Source organism: Rhizobium sp. BK529 (genome assembly GCF_014194105.1).
Lineage (GTDB): Bacteria > Pseudomonadota > Alphaproteobacteria > Rhizobiales > Rhizobiaceae > Rhizobium.
In genome coordinates, this window is sequence record NZ_JACIAU010000001.1 from 1,077,794 (window position 1) to 1,094,744 (window position 16,951).

Genomic DNA, 16,951 nt, shown 5'->3' on the forward strand with positions numbered 1-16,951 from the left:
GCGGGCGTCACGCCCGGCTCGCCCGAACGCTCAGCCACCAATCATTGGGCTTTCCGACACACCGGCGAATCTCGCTGACGATCCAGCCGGCGTCCGTGAGTGCGGATCGCAGGGCGGGCTCGCGCCAGTAGGTCTCGACGTAGCGGCGAGGCGCTGAAGCGCCGCCGTGGGTGGACACGTCCTCGCCATCGCCCTCTCTCACCGAGGCGTGCAGCCGGCCGCCGGCGCGGGTCGCCTCGGCAAGCCGTCGAAGCACCGTGCCTAAATCGTCGCGGGCCACGTGAATGAGACAGGCGCAAGCCCAGATCCCGTCGTACCGCATGCCGGGACGCTGCGGGTCGGCCAGGTCGTCGGTCAGCGGGTCGAGCAGGTCGGCCTCGAAGCCACTCTCGCGAAGCAATTCGATAAAACCCTTCGAAATGTCGGTGCGCCGGACGCTGATGCCCCGCTTCTCAAGCTCAAGTGCATCGCGCCCGCCACCGCTTCCGATCTCCAGCACTCTGCCTGAGCCACCCAGCCCGGCCACGAACGCATCGATCTCGGTGGCGACCCACTCGGGCATCGCGGCAGCCTCGGCAGCGTACTGCGCCGCGACTGCATCATAGGAGTGCACGGTATCCCGGTCGGTGCTCATCGTAGCGCTCCTCCTTCAAGACAAGCGGCCCGATGAGCGAGAGGCCCATCAGCCGGCTGCGCCCTTCACACTTTCGGCAGTCGTAACATTGCGGGCGAATTTGCGTTCCGACTTTAGCAGAAATGATCGGAGACACGACCACCGATTGCCATGCAGCCGGGTGGCAACGCGATCCATTCGGCCTCCGCCTTGAGGCCGCGTTTCCCACTTGCCTGGAAGCGGACACCGTCCCAGCGGCGCCGTCACGTCATTGATGCGCCTATACCGCAGGTAACGAGCAGTCGGTCGGGGAACGAAACCTCGCTAAAGGTTTGCCTTCAGGAACTCCCTCATGGTCTCGGGTGCCCGTCCTAGTATCCTGGCAAGTGCCGGATCGGTGGCTGCGAATTCTCCCGCACGGGCCGCGCGGTAATATCCCAGCATTACAGCGACTGTCCCGTGATGTGCGCCTGCGGCATACGCTCTGGTTTTCACGGTCTCTTCGCTCACGATCGTTCTTGATACAGGCCTACCCAGAAGCTCTCCGGCTACTTCCGCAAGACCGGCAAGGTCAAGGGTCTCGCTTCCCGTCAGGGGCGGCGTCGGGCCATCAATATCCTCCCTCCCGACCAGCAGCGCTGCGTCTGCAGCAGCGAGATCATCGTGAGTTACCCATGCAACCGGGCCATCTTCTGGTCCTTCCAGAGAGCCGGCTTCGAAGCCGCGCTTGTTCATCATCAGCGCACTTTCGGCATAAAAGCCGTGCCGCATGGCAGTCCAGGCCAATCCTGACCGTGCTAGCATCTCTTCCGTCGCTGCGTGGCATCTGCCGGGTGGAAATTGAGAGCTCGCAGCGCTCGATATCTGGCTGGTGTAGAAGATGCGCTCGACGCCGATTTCTCGCGCTACGCGGATGGCAGTCGCGTGCTGCTCCAACGGGTCGCCACCTGTTGCGGCGGCATTGGAGGAAATCAGGAGAAGTCGCCTGGCCCCTGCCCAGGCGTCGCGCAGGCCCTCGGCATCGCTGAAATCGCCTTGCTGCACACGCACGCCCCTTGCTTTGATATCTGCCACCTTCGACGGGTCACGGACGCTTGCTCCAATGCTTGTGGCAGGCACGTGAAGCAAAAGGTTTTCAATAATCTTGCGGCCGAGTTTGCCGGAAGCGCCCGTGACGATGAACATGGCATATTTCCCCTTGTTGACGCACCTGCCGGATAGCGGGCACGGGAGGAACTTAATTGGTACTCCTTTCGTTGATAATCCGCTCGATTTCGAATAGCCTGTTCTGCATGAAGAACAATGTGTCGCCGAACGATCTCCAGGTCTTTCTCACCGTGTTGAACGAGGGCGGCTTCCGCGCAGCGGCGAAGCGACTGGGCATTGCACCTTCGAAAGTCAGCACCACGGTTTCGCGGATCGAGAAGCAACTCGGCGTGCCGCTTCTCTTGCGTACGACCCGAAGTCTCCGGGCCACGGACCAAGGTCACAGGCTGGCGGAACGCATTCGGCCCCTGATGACCGAAATGGACGCAGCTTGTTTCGAGGCGGCGAATTCGGCCGACCACATACAGGGCCACTTGAGACTTAACGTTCCAGGTGCGGTTGTTCCGGACATCCTCCCGCCGCTGATCGTTGAATTGCAGCGAAGGCACCCGAAGGTACAGGTCGAGATCGTAGTGGAGAACAGCCTTGTCGACATCATCGCGGCGGGATGTGATGCAGGCATCCGTTATGGCGATTCCATCCAAAAGGACATGATTACCCTCCCGATCGGTCCTCGCCTGCAGCAGATCGCGCTTGCCGCGTCGCCCTCCTATGTGAAGCAGCACGGACTGCCTAGAGACCCGCAGGAGCTGACCGACCATCGTGCGATCAGATATCGACTGCCCGACGGGATGCTCATTCCCTGGTCGTTGCGGCGTGGGGACGAAACGGCAAACATAGTAGAGTTTACGACCTCCCTTGTTCTAAGCGTCAACGCGTTGAACGCGGGATTGAACTACGTGCGAGCAGGACTGGGCATCATCGGCACTTTCCGCAACTGGCTTGAAAGCGACTTCCGGGCCGGAACGCTCACTCCTGTACTGCCCGACTGGTGGGCTGAGCTGGAGGGGCCTCGGCTATATTATCCGAGCCGTTTCACTTCCTCGGCGCTACGTGCGTTTATCGATGTCTGTCGCAGCGAGGCCACGACGGTCTGAATGGGGACGCCGCGTCCGCTTCGGTCAACAGCGCAATTGCATTCCGCTTGCGCTGACGATCCAGCCGGCGACGTACAGGCGAGGGGCAACCTGCGCACGCCAAGGGATGGGGCGCGCTGTCAACGGCGGCACCCCCAGACCTGTTGGAGATTCGGCGAGTCGATTATTCGCACCGCACGCCCCATCCAGCTTTCCCGACTGCGCGCCTTCGCTTACAATATCCCTTCCGGATGCAGAGGGTTTCACCATGAGCGAAGACGCCTTCAACATGTCGATCCGCAAGTTCCTGAAGGAAGTCGGCGTGACCTCACAGCGCAAGATCGAGGAGACGGTGCGCGACGGGGACATCAGAGGCAAAAAGCTGAAGGTCCGCATGACGCTGACGGCCGAAAGCACCGGCCTCAACCACGTGGTGGACGGTGAAATCGAACTTCCCTAGGGCAAGCGAAGCGATCACGCGGCGTGTCCCGCCGTGACGCAATGATCGGTCCCTGCGGGCATCAATAGTAAGGCGAGGCGCACTCCTGTCGCGGGCCGTAATAGGGCTGGAACGTGTTGTCATAAGCCCTGTAGGACCGGTAGCGCGCATAGTACCAGCGCGTATGTGCATCATCGCCGCCATAATAGGTCGGGCGATAGTAATAGCGTCGCGCGTAATATAGCGTCGAGCCGTAGTAGTACGGACCCTCGAAATACGGACCTTCGTAGTAGCCGGGGCTATAATATCCGGAGCCGTAATATCCGGGCTGCGCGAGCAGTCCGCCAACGATCGCGCCTGCGGCCAGGCCGCCGAGCGCCCAGCCCCAGCCGTCGCCACCATGATGGTGATAATATCCGCCGTAATAGCCGCCATAATAACCGCCACGGTAGCGCACGGGCTGGGCCTGCAGTGGCCGGGCCTGTTGTGCTACGACATCAGGGGCGGCAATGGCGGGAAACGCCAGGGCCGGCGGGGCGCTCGTCAGCGCCGTCGCGAGCGACAAGGCAACGATTGCCAACCTCTTCATTGGCTTCACCTTTTTCGTCTACATCGCAGGCGATCATTATAGCGCGGAACAGGCGACGTGGCACTCGATTTCCGCGGCTGACGGCGTGTTCCGGGAGGGCGCATGTCGATTGCCGCCGCCCTTTGCCACCAGCTCAGATGCACACCGGCTCGCAGCAAAGTCTCATCTGCTGCGAGCCGGTGGCCGCTGCCGAGGGAGGATCAGCAGGCGTTGGCGGCGTCGGGCTGGATCGAGTTGACCGAAGGTGTCGGCGCAGGGTTGCCGGTGCCGCTGTTGGTGGTGCGCTGGCAGTCATTCGGGTCGCCGCCGGAAGCGCCGGGAGTCCTGGTGCCGCTGGAGGGATTGCCCGCGCCGTTGACCGAGCCGGTCGCGTTCTTGTCCGTCGCGCTGCCATTGGTGCCGCTGCCGTTCATGTTGCTGCCGGTGCCGTTGCTGTTGCCATTGGTGGTGCCGCTGCTGCCCGAGGTGCCGCTGCTGCCCGATGTGCCGCTGCCGGACGTGCCGCCGGAGGTGCCGAAGCTCTGTGCGATGGCCGAGGTCGCCAGGGCCAGGGCAAGGGCCGAGGTTGCGAGAATTCTTGAGATCATTGGCTTCCGCCTTTGCTGTTGGACGTTGGTGATAGAGCCATCAACCTGATGGGGTTGCCGATGTTCCGTTTTTTTTGCGGGCCGGGCGGGAAGGGTGCGCTACCGTACAGAGATGAGGGGGGCCGAACGCGCGGACTCGTCGTCCTGTGACCCTTCTTCGGCGCGTCCCCGGTTGACACATGCCGCGCGTCTCATCGCCATTGATGCCGGTGCCGCCAGGCCTTTTCCTGCTCGGGCGGAGCGGCCATCACGCCTCTCAATTTGCGGCGAAATCCATGTCACAATCCTGTTCGAATTGATGGCTAAACGGGCCAAAATCGGCAGCGAGGATCAGCAGATGGCAGAAGAGAAGCCCCTGGATTTGACGGGTGAAATCGTCGACTTCGATGCCGGCCACGGCGAGGCCGCCACGGTCGAGATGGACGACTATTCCAAGAGCCTGGCGCAGGCCAAGGCAAAGTCCGTCAAGCTGGTGGATGCGATCACAGGCCACACACTGAAGAAGAAGGACGCCATCCATTTCGACGATCTGCGCCCGGCGCTTGCCGATTTCGTGCGGCAGAAACATCCCGGCATCCGCTCGGACGACTATATCAGCCGCAAGACGATCGACGACTATCGCGGCCAGTACATCGCCGAATTGCTGCGCGACGAACGCGGCGAGCTCTCCAACCTCGAGGATGAGGTCGTCGAGAGCCTGAAAAGCCACGACACGCTTGCCGAAAACATCGAAGAGGATTACGAGGAACACCGCTCGCTCGGCGATCGTATCGCCGATATCGTCGCGGCCTTCGGCGGAAGCTGGACCTTCATCATCTCCTTCTGCCTGTTCCTCGCCGTCTGGATGGGGATCAACCTTGTTCTCGGCGAGAAGAACGCCTTCGACGTCTATCCCTTCATCCTGCTGAACCTCATCCTGTCCACCATCGCCGCCCTGCAGGCGCCGATCATCATGATGAGCCAGCGCCGCCAGGAAGCGAAAGACCGGCTCAGGGCGCTCAACGACTACAAGGTCAACCTCAAGGCGGAACTGGAAATCCGCCACCTGCATGAAAAGGTCGATCACCTCCTGAACCGGCAGTGGGAAAGGCTGACCGAGATCCAGCAGATCCAGATCGAAATGATGCTGGAACAGGCCAAGGCCGCCAATCGGGCGCTGAAGCTCAGCAAGGCGCAGAAATCCAAGACCAATGCGCTGAAGAACCTCTTCAGCGGCAAGCCTGCGGCGGAGGAGACGGAAGGATAGTGGATGGCGGCTGCGTCGATCACAACCGCATTACCTCAGCCCCTGGCGATATTTCGGGAGGGACTTGCTGCGCTGCAAATGGTAAAGCTGAAATTACATTACGAGAGCGTCAGCCACCGAACCTGAAGGGCATCGACCATGACGACTGCACTCCTCATCATCGACATGCAGATGGTCATGCAGGAACGGCTCGATGCCGGCCGCGAGCGTGTGAACGGCGAGGCGGGGGAGAATATCGCCGCGCTCATTGCCGCCTTCCGCGCCGCCCGCAAGCCGGTCATCCATATCAGGCATGTCGACGCCGATCCGGCATCGGCGCTCCACAAGGATGCGCCGGGATGCCGGCCGATGCCTTGCGCCGAAGCGCGGGATAACGAGCCTGTCTTCATCAAATCCACCTCGTCGGCCTTTGCCTCCACGGAGCTCGAAGGCTATCTGCGCGAGGTCGGCATCACGGACCTGGTGGTGGTCGGCGCGGTCGCCGGCTTCTGCGTCAATACGACGGTGCGGGCGGGCTCCGATCTCGGCTTCAGGATGAGCGTCGTCAGGGACGCCGTGCTCGGTTTCGACCTGCCGGATGCCGATCTTTCGGCCCGGACGATCTTCGACGTGACGATGGCGCATCTCAAATCCGATTTCGCCGAGATCGTCGAGACGCGGCAACTGGTGGCGATGCAGCCTGCCTGACGTTGGGTAAGGCTTGGCGCATTTCAGATCACGAAAATGCTAGATCTCATTGTTTTTACGCGTTTGTGAACGCAAAGCCGGTGCACGCTTCTGGTGGATTGCTCTGGAAAGGGCCGACTTTGCCATACGACGGCTAATTGATTGTCACGCCGTTAGTCGACGTCGACAAGGGCTCATCCCTGCCATCCAAGAGTCTATCGCTCTGAACATCAGTAAGTTGCTCCATTGAATGGCCAAAATCGACCCGATGCCGGGGATTTCGATAGTAGAGTGCCGCAAAATGCAACGAAAGGTAGTCTGCCCCTCTGGACGTGGTCGAGACCGGCTCTATTTCGATATGCGGTCGATCAAGCAGGAATTATGTCTGAACTCATAGTGCTTGGTTTCGATAAAGCTGATGCAGCAGATGCGATACTTTGCGCTTTCACCCCTATCAACGGCGTAAACCTGGAAGGAAAAAGCGATGCGTTATGTTTCAACTTTTTTGCTTCTTAGCGGGGCAATCATTGCAGGCTGCACTCCAACACAGCAAGGCGCCGGAATCGGTGCTGCCACAGGCGCCGTGGTTGGCGGCGCGGTGACAAATAACGTGCGTGGCGCCGCTGTCGGGGCGGCAATCGGCGGTGCTGCAGGCGCTGTGATTGGCAATGTCGCGGGGCAACCCGGACAGTGTTATTATCGGGATCGGTATGGTCGACGTTTCGTCGCGGCTTGCCCTCGATAAACTGCGAATGCGCTGCTTTGAAAACGGCCGTCGACGACGCGTTTCAGAGCGATACCCTTACAAAACCACTCTGGACCTGCGCTGGAGCCGCCTAGTCCTCCACCAGCCCCAGGATCGGCCCGTAGCCGCCGTGCCAGGATGTGTCGTTGCGGCCGAGGGCCGGATTGTAGAGCCCGGTGCCGTTTCCCCCGTCGAGGAAGAGGGCGTTTTCGCATCTCAGCTCGTCACGGAAGAGCCTTGCGAAATCGTGGAAGTTTACGCTGTCCTCGCTGATGACGAAGCGGAGCGTGCCATCGCTTGACAGGCCGACGCCGTTGCGGCGCGTGCGGTCGGTCGAGCCGAGTATGAAGATCGGGTTGATCTTGCCTTCTACGACCAGCATCGGGCCTGATTGCGTGGCAAGGCGCGTATTCGGCTTCTGCTTCAGGAAATCCGCAGTCGGGATAATGCGGGCGCCGGTCTCGTCGAGATAGAATATGCCGTTCGGTTGCTTGAAGAAGTTCGGCACGGGACCGGAAACCTTCGGCGGCGCCTCCCTGTTGACCGGTATCAGCGCCTCGCCATCTTCGACGTAAAGCCCCATCGGCGTGAAATCCTCGCGGTACATGCCGGCATTCATGGCGAAGATGAGCCGATGTCCTTGCCCGGTGACTGCAGCGGCGAGATTTGAGAAGCCACGGTAGGGTTTTCCCGCGGCATCCTTCCAGAACAGGCGCAGATCCGCCTTTGCGGGATCGACGCTGCAGACGATATAGGCGGCGCCTTCGAAGGTTTGGCGGGTACAGGGCTGGGAAGGGGCGGGCGCGCTGCCGGCATCCGCGGCCTGCGCTTCGGCGGCGAAGGTGCCGGCGAGCAGCAGGATGAGGGCGAATAGGTTGCGAGGCATGGATTCTCCTGACGGCGTGACGTTACAGGCAAGGGGGCTGCATGCACAACGCTCTTCGGCTTAAGATATCGCCGCAAACCCCTCCCCAACCGTGACCGGGATCGAGCCACGGGTCTCGATCCGTCCTTCGGACCCCCACAAGGGGGAGGGGCTTAACCTGCCGCACCCGCTCACAGTCATTTCGACGCTTCGGAAGGAGCGGGGGCAGCGCGTCGGGTTAGCCCCTCCCACCTGTGGGGAGGGGTTGGGGAGGGGGGTTGCGAGACGCGACCGACCGCGTCGTGTGCGATCTTTGCTGATCACGCGCACGAGAACTACTTTGCCTGAACGCCCAGCAGGTCGAACTCGTCGAGCAGGCCCACCACTTTCTCGCCGTCGAACGTCTCGGCGCCGATGATGCTCTTGCCATCATATTTCTCGGCCTGCAGGATGATCACATATTTGTTTTCCTGGCGGAAATAGCCGTATTGCGGGATTTCGATACCGAGGGGTTTTCCGTAGGCTTCGCCATCCTGGCCGGTGGCAAAGACCGCGGTGCCGTTATCGACATCTTCGGGTGCGGCACCCCGGCCGGTGAGGTAGCCCGAGCTTGGCAGGGCGGGCCATTTGGCGGCGCCGCCGAAGAGCAGGGCGGCGCTCAGCGCAATGGCGAGCGCCCGGATGGCCTTGAACTCAATTACCTTTGCCATGGTCCACTCCTGCCATATGAGGAAGGGGCGAGGGGTGCGTCATCCTATGAATTCTCCATGCAGCCGGAGGTTCCCTAAAATCGCCAACCGGAGGCAAGAGCAAGGCGCGAAAGCACCACTGCACAATTTTATTCGCAATGGCGCATATAGGCGAGCGTCCGGATGCCGCAGACCGGTAGCGTGATACCGGTAGAGGGCGCCGGAGGTTCACTTCTGCTTCGGTGTGGGCGGTTTCATGTATTCGCAGATGCTGGTGGAATAATAGGTCTGCCCGTCATAGTCGGTTTTCGATAGGCCAAATTCCCAGACGGCGAATTTGTCGTCATGGTAATAGATGGCAGCACCCAGGAACGCGTCGAGCCGGCCGCAATCGCCCATGCCGGTGCCCGTGTAGATGGATAGGGTCTTGTCCTTGAACTTCCCCTTCACCACCTTCTCGATCTCGAAATCGCCGCGTGTCATCCTTGGTGGCGGCGCTCGCCCTTGGGAGCCGGCAGCTCGACGCCGTAAGTCACCAGCTTCATGCGGCCTCTCACCACGAGATCGGCGTCGGAGTATTGTTGCTCTTCAGACATTTTAGCGCAACTGCAAGCGAGAGCCTCCGAGGCTGTCAGCTCCAGGAAAAGCGATGCAAAGACTGCGGCTGCAACATGACATGACTTCATCGAAAACCCATTTGAAAGAATGCACCAATCCGGCCGCTTCTAGGCATGATTGCAGAAAATGGCGGGTCGATGGCGGAAGAGGCCGCCCGGCTGATCTTTCTGAAGGGGCTGTCTTACTGGCCGTTACTTTGCTGTAACAGCTGTCTTCTTTCGCTCCGGCTGAATCTGCGACATTACGGCAAGTCGCAATTTCACAATTCAGAATTGACTTTCCCTAGGGTTCGGCTACGCCAGTGGCCACACGCAGGAGAAGATATCGTGAAGAAGTTCATTGCAACTCTGGCTCTCGTTTCTTTGGCCGCAAGCGCGTCCGGTCCGGCGGAGGCGGCCGACAGCTATCAACGGCAATCCGTATCCAGAACGGTCATGACGGGGGTGCGGTCGAAGCTCGGTCAGCACTGGCACATCAAAAATAACTGCAAGCTGGCAGATGTGCCGGTCACCCGCATCGTCGAGGCTCCGAAGCACGGTCGTGTCGAGATTGCGCGTGAGCGTATATTTCCAGATGCGAGCGGATCGTATGCCCACTGCCGGAATGTCGAGGTACCGGGTCTCGTTCTCTATTACACCGCCAAGGGCGGATATACCGGCAAAGACAAGTTTGTCCTGCGGGCTCCTCACGGCGACGGGTTGATCAAGGACACCACGTTCAATGTACTGGTGCTGAACTAGGCGGTTAGGGCGGGCGGGCGTTTAGCCGGCCGCCTCATCCGCTTCGCGGGTCATCTCGATCATCGTCGGGCGGAAGCCTATGGCGGCAAAGAGGCTGCGGGCGGTCTCGTTGCGGTGGGCGGTCGAGAGCACGAAGCGGTCGGCGCCGAGGGATTGCAGCCTGGCCATCGCCGCTTCGAGCAGCATTCTGCCCACGCCTTCGCGCCGGCGGCCCGGATCGACGAAGAGATCGTGGATGACGCCGGCCGGTCCGCGCAGGGCCATGTAGTCGAAGCCTTCCAGCTCCGCATAGGCATAGCCGAGCAGGGCGCCGTTCTCTTCGGCGACCATGACGATGACCTCGGGCCGGGCGAGCTGGCTTTCAAGGAAATGCGCATAACGCGCGGGCGTGCTTTTTGCCGCCTCGATGAAGCGCTTGCTGTCCAGTTTGTGATGGAGCGCCACGAGCATGGCGCCGAAGCTGCCGAGGATTTCCATGTCGCCTGATATGGCAGGGCGGATCTTGACTGCGTGTTCAACCGGCTTCGTCGGCATGGTGGTTCCAGTGGCTTGCGATCGTGGCGCCCGAGGGCGCAGATGCTTTCTACATCGCCGCCGGGTGTAAGGCCATATGCTGTGCGAGCGGCGAGCTGCCGGCAGGGGTGATCGGTCTTTATGGTTGTGCTGCGCGGGGATATAATGGGACACACCGGCCGCCGCCGCTCGTCTTGCGCGAATAATTCAACCCGAAAAATCAGTCATTTATAGAAAAAACCTACAGCCGATTCGAAGTTTTTCCGCTTACGTCTGTTGCCAAATCTAAAATTGACCTTATATTGTGCTGATCGACCATTGCTTGTGACGTCATTCAAGAGCGTTTTGCTCTCGTCAGATTTCCTTCCAAATAATCGACCCCAAGCTCGCAGGGTATCGCGGGAATTTAAACGGTTGCTTTGAAAGGAGATCGTTATGAATACAGGTACAGTCAAGTGGTTCAATGCTACCAAGGGTTTTGGTTTCATCCAGCCTGACAATGGTGGCACGGACGTTTTCGTCCATGTTTCCGCAGTCGAACGCGCAGGCATGCGCTCGCTGGCCGATGGCCAGAAGATCACCTACGACATCGTGCAGGATCGCCGCTCGGGCAAGAGCTCGGCCGACAACCTGCGGGCTGTCTGAGGATAAGTCACGGTTTCGCGCGACCACGGATGTACTGGCGCGCAGAGGCCGATGACGAGGGCCAGGTGCTGGCCGGGAAAGGTCGGGAGCAGTCCCGGCCTTTTATTTTTCATTTCACGAGGAATAGGACGACATGACATATCGTCGTTACGGGCCGGGTGATACAGTCGTGCTGAAGCATGGCGTACTGGGCAGCGCCCAGCCCTCCGGCTCCGGCAAGGTCCTATCCATTCTGCCGGCTGCGCAGGGCTTCGTCCATTATCGCGTCCGGTTCCAGAGCGAGAATTTCGAGCGCAGCATCCGCCAGGATGATATAGACGGGCTTGCATCGCCTTCGTCGTCCCCGCCATCCCAGGCGCGGGCGGCACCCGAGAGTTCGACATCGAGCTGGATCAATTCGAATTCGATCCGCACCAGGAAGTAACAGCAACAGCGCTGATTAAGGAGAAAACTTGCAGGTACTCGTCCGAGACAACAACGTCGAGCAGGCGCTGCGCGTGCTCAAGAAGAAGCTGCAGCGCGAAGGCGTGTTCCGGGAAATGAAGGAACGCAGCGCCTATGAGAAGCCGTCGGAAAAGCGCGCCCGCGAAAAGGGCGAAGCCATCCGTCGCGCCCGTAAGCTCGCCCGCAAACAGGCGCAGCGCGAAGGCCTGCTGCCGGCGCCGAAGAAGAAGGTGATTGCGCGCGGCCGCTGAGGCTTTCCCGGTCAGGGATCCGTTGAAAAGGAGGCGACATGACCGAGACGAAAAACACATTCTTCAAGCCCGAGAAGCTTTCGCCGCAGGCGAAGGCCGATCAGACGACCTCGGTTGCCAGGGACATCCTCGCCAGCGAAGTTGCCGCCCGGCAGAAGAAGACGGAAAAGCTGCGCGCCCTAAGGCTCGCCCAGCCGGTTCCCGAGGCACCGGTGAAAAAGGTCAAGGCAGCGAAGAAGCGCTAGCTAGCCGGGTGAGGCACTGCGGCCTTGCCGCGGCGCGTATCTTGCTCGTCTTCGGACTGACGAGGCCGGAGGATGGGTCGGGGCCTCTCACACCATTGCAATCGCAGAAAGGCCGGGTTTCATAGCCCCGGCCTTTTTTCTGTCTGTTGATTTCAATGCAGGGTGACCGCACGCTCCGGCACCGAGATTTCCTCCTCTGCAAGGCCGCTGAGGGCGACGACAACCTCATCAAGGGACCAACCGACGCTGAGGGCATGATCGATCATCAGATGAAATTCGTCTCCGAGGTATTCCTTGCAGTCGTCAAGACGATCTGACGAGATAATGATCGGGCGTGAATGTAGGACCTTTGTCATGGCCTTATCCTTTGCTGCGATTATAACCGGCATGACTGATCATTGTTCCCTCGTTGCAGTTTAATATTGGAAGAAGACTTAAGTTCTTTCGAATTAGTTCCCGGCGTCGGGAACAGTTGCTCTGCTTTTCGGTTTGGTGACGACGCGGATGGTATGGCGCGCCCGTACTCCGAGGAGATTCAGCATGAAAACCACTCATCTGACCATGATGCTGGCGGCCCTGTCGATCAGCGTGTCGCCGCTTGCCGCATTCCCGACCTCGGCCCAGCAGAACATGCAGGGCGGCGGCCAGCCGCAATCCGATCCCGGGCAGTCGCAATCCGGTCAGCCGCAGTCGGGCACGACGGCTTGCCCGACACCCGATGCATCGGGCGGCTGCCCGACACCCGAGAAGGGCAAACAGGTACAGCAGAATTCGGGCAAGGGCACGGAGATGCAGCAGAACGCGCAGCAGCCCCCGAAAACCAATCCCTCGGCCGGCGGAACCATCACAGGCCAGGCATCGGGTGAAACCACGATAAAAAAACCCGGATCGCAACAGAATTCCGGCAGCTCGATGACGCAGCAGAAGTCGACCACGCAGCCCAGCGGTGAAACGACGGGCAGCACCACGACCAAGAACCAGACGTCGAACACCACGGCGAATGTCAACATCACGACGGAACAGCAGACCGAAATTCGCCAGAGCCTGAAGGACGTTCACGTCGCCCCCGTCAAGGAGACGGATTTCGACATCGCCGTCGGAACAGCGGTGCCGAAGAAGGTCCACCTTGCGACCCTGCCGGCGCGCATCGTCAAGATCGTGCCGGAGTACAAGGGCTATCGCTACTTCGTGCTGGCGGACGGCCGGATCGTCATCGTCGATCCGAGCAGTCTGCAGATCGTCTATATCATCGCGGCTTAGGTCGACCGCAGATGAAAATGACAAAAGGAAGACCCCTCCCCAACCCCTCCCCAAACCCCTCCCCAAAACCCCTCCCCAAACCCCTCCCCACAAGGGGGAGGGACCTAACCTGCTGCACCCGTTTCGCCGTATTCGACATTTCCGAAGGAGCGAAGTGGTGCTCCGGGTTAGTCCCTCCCCCTTGTGGGGAGGGGTTGGGGAGGGGTCTTCACGACGGTCCACACTACTTTTCGGGCTTCGTATCTATGCGAGCCGGCGGCGCGAAGGATGACTCACGGAAACGAAGAATCTTTCCTGCCCGAGGAGTTGGGCAGGCTAGATTCCTCTGACAAGCACAGGAGTGAGGGAGTCAAGATGACCGCGCCCTACTATCTTCGATCCAAACTCCCAACTCAGTTCCGAACCTCGAAGATCATGTTGAACGGCGTCTCGCTCGCGCGGCGGAAGTGGTGATAGCCGGCATCCATCGCCACCTTGCGCAGTTTCATCTCGCCCGCCTGCGCGCCGAGCCCGAGGCCGACTTCCTGGGCCATCGATGCCGGGGTGCAGATCATCGCCGAGGCGCCGTAATAGACGCGGCCGACGGGATTGAGATTATCCTTCAGCCCGTCATGGGCGAAGGGCTCGACGATCATCCAGGTGCCGTCCTCGGCCATGGTCTCGCGGATATGCTGGCCGGCGCCGACAGGGTCGCCCATGTCGTGCAGGCAGTCGAACATGGCGACGAGATCGTAATTGCCGGCCGGGAATTCCTTGGCCGAGGCCTTTTCGAAGCTCACCCGGTCTTCGACGCCTGCCTCCTTGGCGGCCAGCCTGGCGCGCTCGATCGAGGGGCCATGATAATCGAAGCCGTGGAAATGCGAGTTCGGGAAGGCCTTCGCCATGAGGATGGTCGAGGCGCCGTGGCCGCAGCCGATATCGGCGACTTCAGCGCCGCGTTCCAGCTTTTCCTTGACACCCTGCAGCGAGGGGATCCATTCCTCGACGAGATGGCTGTTGTAGCCGGGCCGGAAGAAGCGCTCCGTGCCGCGGAAGAGGCAGGTGCTGTGCTCATGCCAGCCGAGGCCCTTGCCGGTGCGGAAGGCGTCTTCCACCTTCGGCTCGTCCATCCACATCGACTGGACGATTTCGAAGGCGCCGCCGAAGAAGGCGGGGCTGTCTTCATTGGCAAAGACCAGCGCCTGTTCAGGCGTCATGGCGAATTTGTTCGAGGCCTCGTGATAGGTGATGTAATCGGCAGCCGCCATCGCCGCCAGCCATTCGCGCACATTGCGCTCGGTGAGCCCCGTCGTTTCCGCAAGCTCCATCGAGGAGCGCGGCCGGCCGTCCATCATCGCCCTGAACAGGCCGAGATGATCGCCGAGCACGACGAGCACGCCGGATACGCTGGCGCCGAGATCGCCCACCAGACGGCCGACGAGTGCATCGACTTTCTGCATGTCAGGCTGCTGCATTTCAGGTTTCTGCCTATCGGAATTCTGCATGGCACCCTCCATAGATGCGCGCGCCCCAGCCCGATGGATCGACCTGCGCGGATTTTAGGCCGGGGCGGGGGACAGTCAATCATGCATTCGGGTGAGGGCGGGGACGCGGGTGATTGGAAAGACGCGACCTCCGGCTTTCGAAAGCCCTTAACGACATGACGGGAAACGGTCGGTGAGCCGTCTCCCTGTACCTTGGAACTAATGACGTGCGAGGCTGTTCGAGCTATGACATCGAGTTGACGCTGAGTCCCGGCTGACTGGGCAAGCGGTGCTTTTTGAGGAGCCTGTCATCATGAAGATTTCGTCCAGATTTCGTTCAGCAGCCATTGCCGCTATCGCCGCCGCGGGAGTTGGCTTTGCCGGCGCCGCGCATGCCGATAGCGGTACGATCCGCTTTTCCGTCTACAAGGCTGCCTTCTTTGTCGGCGGCTCCGGCGGCGACGGTACGCTGACTTTCCATGGTCGCCGATATCCGATCACGATCGGCGGCATCTCGGGCGGCCTCGCCTTCGGTGCTTCCAAGACCTATTTCCAGGGTACCGTGCGCAACATTCGCCGCGCCCAGGATGTGACGGGTGTCTACGGTGCGGCGGGCGGTGGCGGCGCGGTCGGCAAAGGAGCCCAGGTGATCGTCATGACCAATAACAAGGGCGCCCAACTCGAACTGACGGGCAGGCAGGTCGGCCTGCAAGTCAACGCCGATATCAGCGGTATGAGCATCAGCGTGAAGTAAGGCCGCCGCTCGGCCTTGCAGCAGGGACGGTCTGCGGCGAGTTGATATCACCGACGCCCCGTTCCTGCGAAAGGCCGTACAGAATAAACCCTCAAAACCGGTCCTCATCAGTGCATGGCGAACCCGCTGTCATAAAACCGTCGCGGGCTTCTTGCTAGTGATTTGCAATTGCAAATCAGGAATGGATTCATGGATAAATCAGGATCGGAACGGGGCATATTGCTGCCCCTGATCGTGCTTTCGGTCGCCCAATTGATAGGTTGGGGGGCGGTCAGTTTTTCGGCGGTCGTCAGCCGGGACATGGCGCAGGATCTCAACATCGACATATCCTCGGTCTTTGCGGGAACCACCGTCTTCTACGTTACGATGGGTGCCTGTGCGCCGTTCCTCTCACGCCTTTTTACCAGTATCGGAGCGCGTCCGGTCATGATCGGCGGGACGGTGGTGTCGGCTGGGGGCCTCGTGCTCGTTTCGTCGTCGCATTCACTAGCGGCCTATTTCCTGGGCTGGCTGGTTCTCGGCGCCGGCGGAAGCGCCAGCCTCACCACGCCGGCGCATATCCTTCTCAATGAGATTGCCGGCCGGAATGCCGCGCGGGCGATCGCAGGCCTGGCGCTGGTTTCCGGCTTGTTCGGCACGGTATTCTGGCCCCTGACGTCATTCCTGTCGGCTGAAATCGGGTGGCGCGGCACGTGTGAAACCTATGCTGCGGTCATGATCCTGGTCTGCCTGCCGCTCTACGTCTTCGGCCTGCCGCGTAAGGGCAAAGCTGTGGTGGATGTCAAGGAAAGGGCATTTCAGGGCTCGGCAAGGTCCTTTGACCGGACATTCTATCTCATCGTCGCTGCCATCGCGCTCAATGCCTTCATCACCTTCGGCTTCAGCTCCATCCTGATCGAGCTCCTGAAGGCCGAGGGGCTGAGCCCGGCGCAGGCGCTCGCTTACGGCTCCGCGCTCGGTATCGTGCAGATCTTCGCCCGGGGGCTGAACCTCATCGGAGAGAAACGTTGGGACGGGGTGAGTGTCGGGGTCGCCTCCTCGGCGGGCCTCTGCCTGTCGCTCGTCATTCTCTTCGGGGCGGAGGGTTCGCCTGTCGTCGTCGCCGTTTTCCTGGTGCTCTATGGCATCAGCAGCGGGGCGCTTGCCGTCGCAAGGTCGACCATTCCGCTCGTCTTCTATGACAAGGGGGAGTTCGCAAAGGCGCTCTCGCGGATCGCCCTGCCATTGAACTGGATCTCGGCCATCTCTCCTCCGGTCCTGATTTCCCTGATGACCAGTCTCGGGAGCAGGGCTGTGCTGATCCTGTGCCTGCTTTGCTCCTGCAGCGCCATTCTCGTCCTGCTCTTGCTGAGGAGCCGTCGCCCGATGAGCCAGGCGATCGTGAACCCCTAAGACC

At 60.7% G+C, this 16,951-nt stretch carries 23 protein-coding genes; 13 read left to right on the forward strand and 10 right to left on the reverse strand.

Going from position 1 to position 16,951, the window contains the following annotated elements:
* Positions 1 to 7: 7 nt before the first annotated feature.
* Both FHX08_RS05370 and FHX08_RS05375 read right to left on the reverse strand, forming a co-directional pair.
* Positions 8 to 634: a bifunctional 2-polyprenyl-6-hydroxyphenol methylase/3-demethylubiquinol 3-O-methyltransferase UbiG gene (locus tag FHX08_RS05370; protein WP_184326947.1), complete on the reverse strand. Its 627-nt coding sequence runs from the start codon at positions 632 to 634 to the stop codon at positions 8 to 10.
* A gap of 303 nt (positions 635 to 937) precedes the next feature.
* Positions 938 to 1,798, reverse strand: a complete 861-nt coding sequence (locus FHX08_RS05375) for an NAD(P)H-binding protein (protein WP_184326948.1) — start codon at positions 1,796 to 1,798, stop codon at positions 938 to 940.
* 56 nt (positions 1,799 to 1,854) lie between these two features.
* Between FHX08_RS05375 and FHX08_RS05380 the strand changes: the two genes are divergently transcribed.
* On the forward strand, positions 1,855 to 2,817 hold the full coding sequence (locus tag FHX08_RS05380) for a LysR family transcriptional regulator (protein ID WP_246698286.1): 963 nt from the start codon (positions 1,855 to 1,857) through the stop codon (positions 2,815 to 2,817).
* 247 nt (positions 2,818 to 3,064) lie between these two features.
* On the forward strand, positions 3,065 to 3,256 hold the full coding sequence (locus tag FHX08_RS05385; RefSeq protein WP_132651936.1) for a DUF6494 family protein: 192 nt from the start codon (positions 3,065 to 3,067) through the stop codon (positions 3,254 to 3,256).
* A gap of 61 nt (positions 3,257 to 3,317) precedes the next feature.
* On the opposite strand, the gene FHX08_RS05390 is transcribed toward FHX08_RS05385, so the two are convergent.
* Together FHX08_RS05390 and FHX08_RS05395 are read right to left on the reverse strand one after the other, a co-directional pair.
* Positions 3,318 to 3,824: a BA14K family protein gene (locus FHX08_RS05390; RefSeq protein WP_184326949.1), complete on the reverse strand. Its 507-nt coding sequence runs from the start codon at positions 3,822 to 3,824 to the stop codon at positions 3,318 to 3,320.
* Positions 3,825 to 4,024: 200 nt separating this feature from the next.
* On the reverse strand, positions 4,025 to 4,411 hold the full coding sequence (locus FHX08_RS05395; RefSeq protein ID WP_184326950.1) for an oxidoreductase: 387 nt from the start codon (positions 4,409 to 4,411) through the stop codon (positions 4,025 to 4,027).
* Positions 4,412 to 4,748: 337 nt separating this feature from the next.
* Here FHX08_RS05395 and FHX08_RS05400 point away from each other — a divergent pair, with 337 nt between their 5' ends.
* The 3 genes from FHX08_RS05400 to FHX08_RS05410 all read left to right on the forward strand — a co-directional run bounded on the left by FHX08_RS05400 (position 4,749) and on the right by FHX08_RS05410 (position 7,068).
* Positions 4,749 to 5,657 carry a DUF1003 domain-containing protein gene (locus FHX08_RS05400; RefSeq protein WP_132651933.1) on the forward strand — a complete coding sequence of 303 codons (909 nt, stop codon included), beginning with the start codon at positions 4,749 to 4,751 and terminating at the stop codon, positions 5,655 to 5,657.
* A gap of 138 nt (positions 5,658 to 5,795) precedes the next feature.
* Positions 5,796 to 6,344 carry an isochorismatase family protein gene (locus FHX08_RS05405; protein WP_132651932.1) on the forward strand — a complete coding sequence of 183 codons (549 nt, stop codon included), beginning with the start codon at positions 5,796 to 5,798 and terminating at the stop codon, positions 6,342 to 6,344.
* Positions 6,345 to 6,807: 463 nt separating this feature from the next.
* Complete coding sequence (locus FHX08_RS05410; RefSeq protein ID WP_184326951.1) at positions 6,808 to 7,068, forward strand: YMGG-like glycine zipper-containing protein; 261 nt, start codon at positions 6,808 to 6,810, stop codon at positions 7,066 to 7,068.
* 91 nt (positions 7,069 to 7,159) lie between these two features.
* Here the strand turns inward: FHX08_RS05410 and FHX08_RS05415 are convergent, their stop codons facing one another.
* From FHX08_RS05415 to FHX08_RS31355, 3 genes are all read right to left on the reverse strand, one after another.
* Entirely contained in the window at positions 7,160 to 7,954 is a 795-nt protein-coding gene (locus tag FHX08_RS05415) for a phosphodiester glycosidase family protein (RefSeq protein ID WP_132651930.1), read from the reverse strand.
* A 314-nt stretch (positions 7,955 to 8,268) separates the two neighbouring features.
* Positions 8,269 to 8,643 carry a hypothetical protein gene (locus FHX08_RS05420; protein WP_132651929.1) on the reverse strand — a complete coding sequence of 125 codons (375 nt, stop codon included), beginning with the start codon at positions 8,641 to 8,643 and terminating at the stop codon, positions 8,269 to 8,271.
* A 207-nt stretch (positions 8,644 to 8,850) separates the two neighbouring features.
* Positions 8,851 to 9,105 (reverse strand): hypothetical protein, encoded by a 255-nt coding sequence (locus tag FHX08_RS31355; RefSeq protein WP_245508222.1) that lies wholly within the window; start codon positions 9,103 to 9,105, stop codon positions 8,851 to 8,853.
* A 461-nt stretch (positions 9,106 to 9,566) separates the two neighbouring features.
* Between FHX08_RS31355 and FHX08_RS05430 the strand changes: the two genes are divergently transcribed.
* A complete protein-coding gene (locus tag FHX08_RS05430) occupies positions 9,567 to 9,980 on the forward strand; it encodes a hypothetical protein (RefSeq protein WP_245508221.1) in 414 nt (137 codons plus the stop codon).
* A 21-nt stretch (positions 9,981 to 10,001) separates the two neighbouring features.
* Here the strand turns inward: FHX08_RS05430 and FHX08_RS05435 are convergent, their stop codons facing one another.
* Complete coding sequence (locus FHX08_RS05435) at positions 10,002 to 10,514, reverse strand: GNAT family N-acetyltransferase (protein ID WP_132651928.1); 513 nt, start codon at positions 10,512 to 10,514, stop codon at positions 10,002 to 10,004.
* Positions 10,515 to 10,928: 414 nt separating this feature from the next.
* Between FHX08_RS05435 and FHX08_RS05440 the strand changes: the two genes are divergently transcribed.
* The 4 genes from FHX08_RS05440 (at position 10,929) to FHX08_RS05455 (ending at position 12,078) form a co-directional block, all read left to right on the forward strand.
* On the forward strand, positions 10,929 to 11,138 hold the full coding sequence (locus tag FHX08_RS05440) for a cold-shock protein (RefSeq protein ID WP_132651927.1): 210 nt from the start codon (positions 10,929 to 10,931) through the stop codon (positions 11,136 to 11,138).
* 133 nt (positions 11,139 to 11,271) lie between these two features.
* Complete coding sequence (locus FHX08_RS05445) at positions 11,272 to 11,562, forward strand: cold-shock protein (RefSeq protein ID WP_132651926.1); 291 nt, start codon at positions 11,272 to 11,274, stop codon at positions 11,560 to 11,562.
* A 28-nt stretch (positions 11,563 to 11,590) separates the two neighbouring features.
* A complete protein-coding gene (gene rpsU, locus FHX08_RS05450) occupies positions 11,591 to 11,833 on the forward strand; it encodes a 30S ribosomal protein S21 (protein ID WP_132651925.1) in 243 nt (80 codons plus the stop codon).
* A gap of 38 nt (positions 11,834 to 11,871) precedes the next feature.
* The gene (locus FHX08_RS05455; protein WP_132651924.1) at positions 11,872 to 12,078 is read left to right on the forward strand and encodes a hypothetical protein; all 207 of its coding nucleotides are present in this window, start codon (positions 11,872 to 11,874) and stop codon (positions 12,076 to 12,078) included.
* Between the two features lie 152 nt (positions 12,079 to 12,230).
* On the opposite strand, the gene FHX08_RS05460 is transcribed toward FHX08_RS05455, so the two are convergent.
* Positions 12,231 to 12,434, reverse strand: a complete 204-nt coding sequence (locus tag FHX08_RS05460; RefSeq protein ID WP_132651923.1) for a hypothetical protein — start codon at positions 12,432 to 12,434, stop codon at positions 12,231 to 12,233.
* 184 nt (positions 12,435 to 12,618) lie between these two features.
* Here FHX08_RS05460 and FHX08_RS05465 point away from each other — a divergent pair, with 184 nt between their 5' ends.
* Positions 12,619 to 13,338: a DUF1236 domain-containing protein gene (locus FHX08_RS05465; RefSeq protein WP_132651922.1), complete on the forward strand. Its 720-nt coding sequence runs from the start codon at positions 12,619 to 12,621 to the stop codon at positions 13,336 to 13,338.
* Positions 13,339 to 13,730: 392 nt separating this feature from the next.
* Here the strand turns inward: FHX08_RS05465 and FHX08_RS05470 are convergent, their stop codons facing one another.
* Positions 13,731 to 14,792: a class I SAM-dependent methyltransferase gene (locus tag FHX08_RS05470; protein ID WP_132652025.1), complete on the reverse strand. Its 1,062-nt coding sequence runs from the start codon at positions 14,790 to 14,792 to the stop codon at positions 13,731 to 13,733.
* A gap of 322 nt (positions 14,793 to 15,114) precedes the next feature.
* Here FHX08_RS05470 and FHX08_RS05475 point away from each other — a divergent pair, with 322 nt between their 5' ends.
* Together FHX08_RS05475 and FHX08_RS05480 are read left to right on the forward strand one after the other, a co-directional pair.
* Positions 15,115 to 15,555, forward strand: coding sequence for a hypothetical protein (locus tag FHX08_RS05475; RefSeq protein ID WP_184326952.1), 441 nt, complete (start codon positions 15,115 to 15,117; stop codon positions 15,553 to 15,555).
* Positions 15,556 to 15,744: 189 nt separating this feature from the next.
* Complete coding sequence (locus FHX08_RS05480; RefSeq protein ID WP_184326953.1) at positions 15,745 to 16,947, forward strand: MFS transporter; 1,203 nt, start codon at positions 15,745 to 15,747, stop codon at positions 16,945 to 16,947.
* The last annotated feature ends 4 nt before the right edge of the window (positions 16,948 to 16,951 follow it).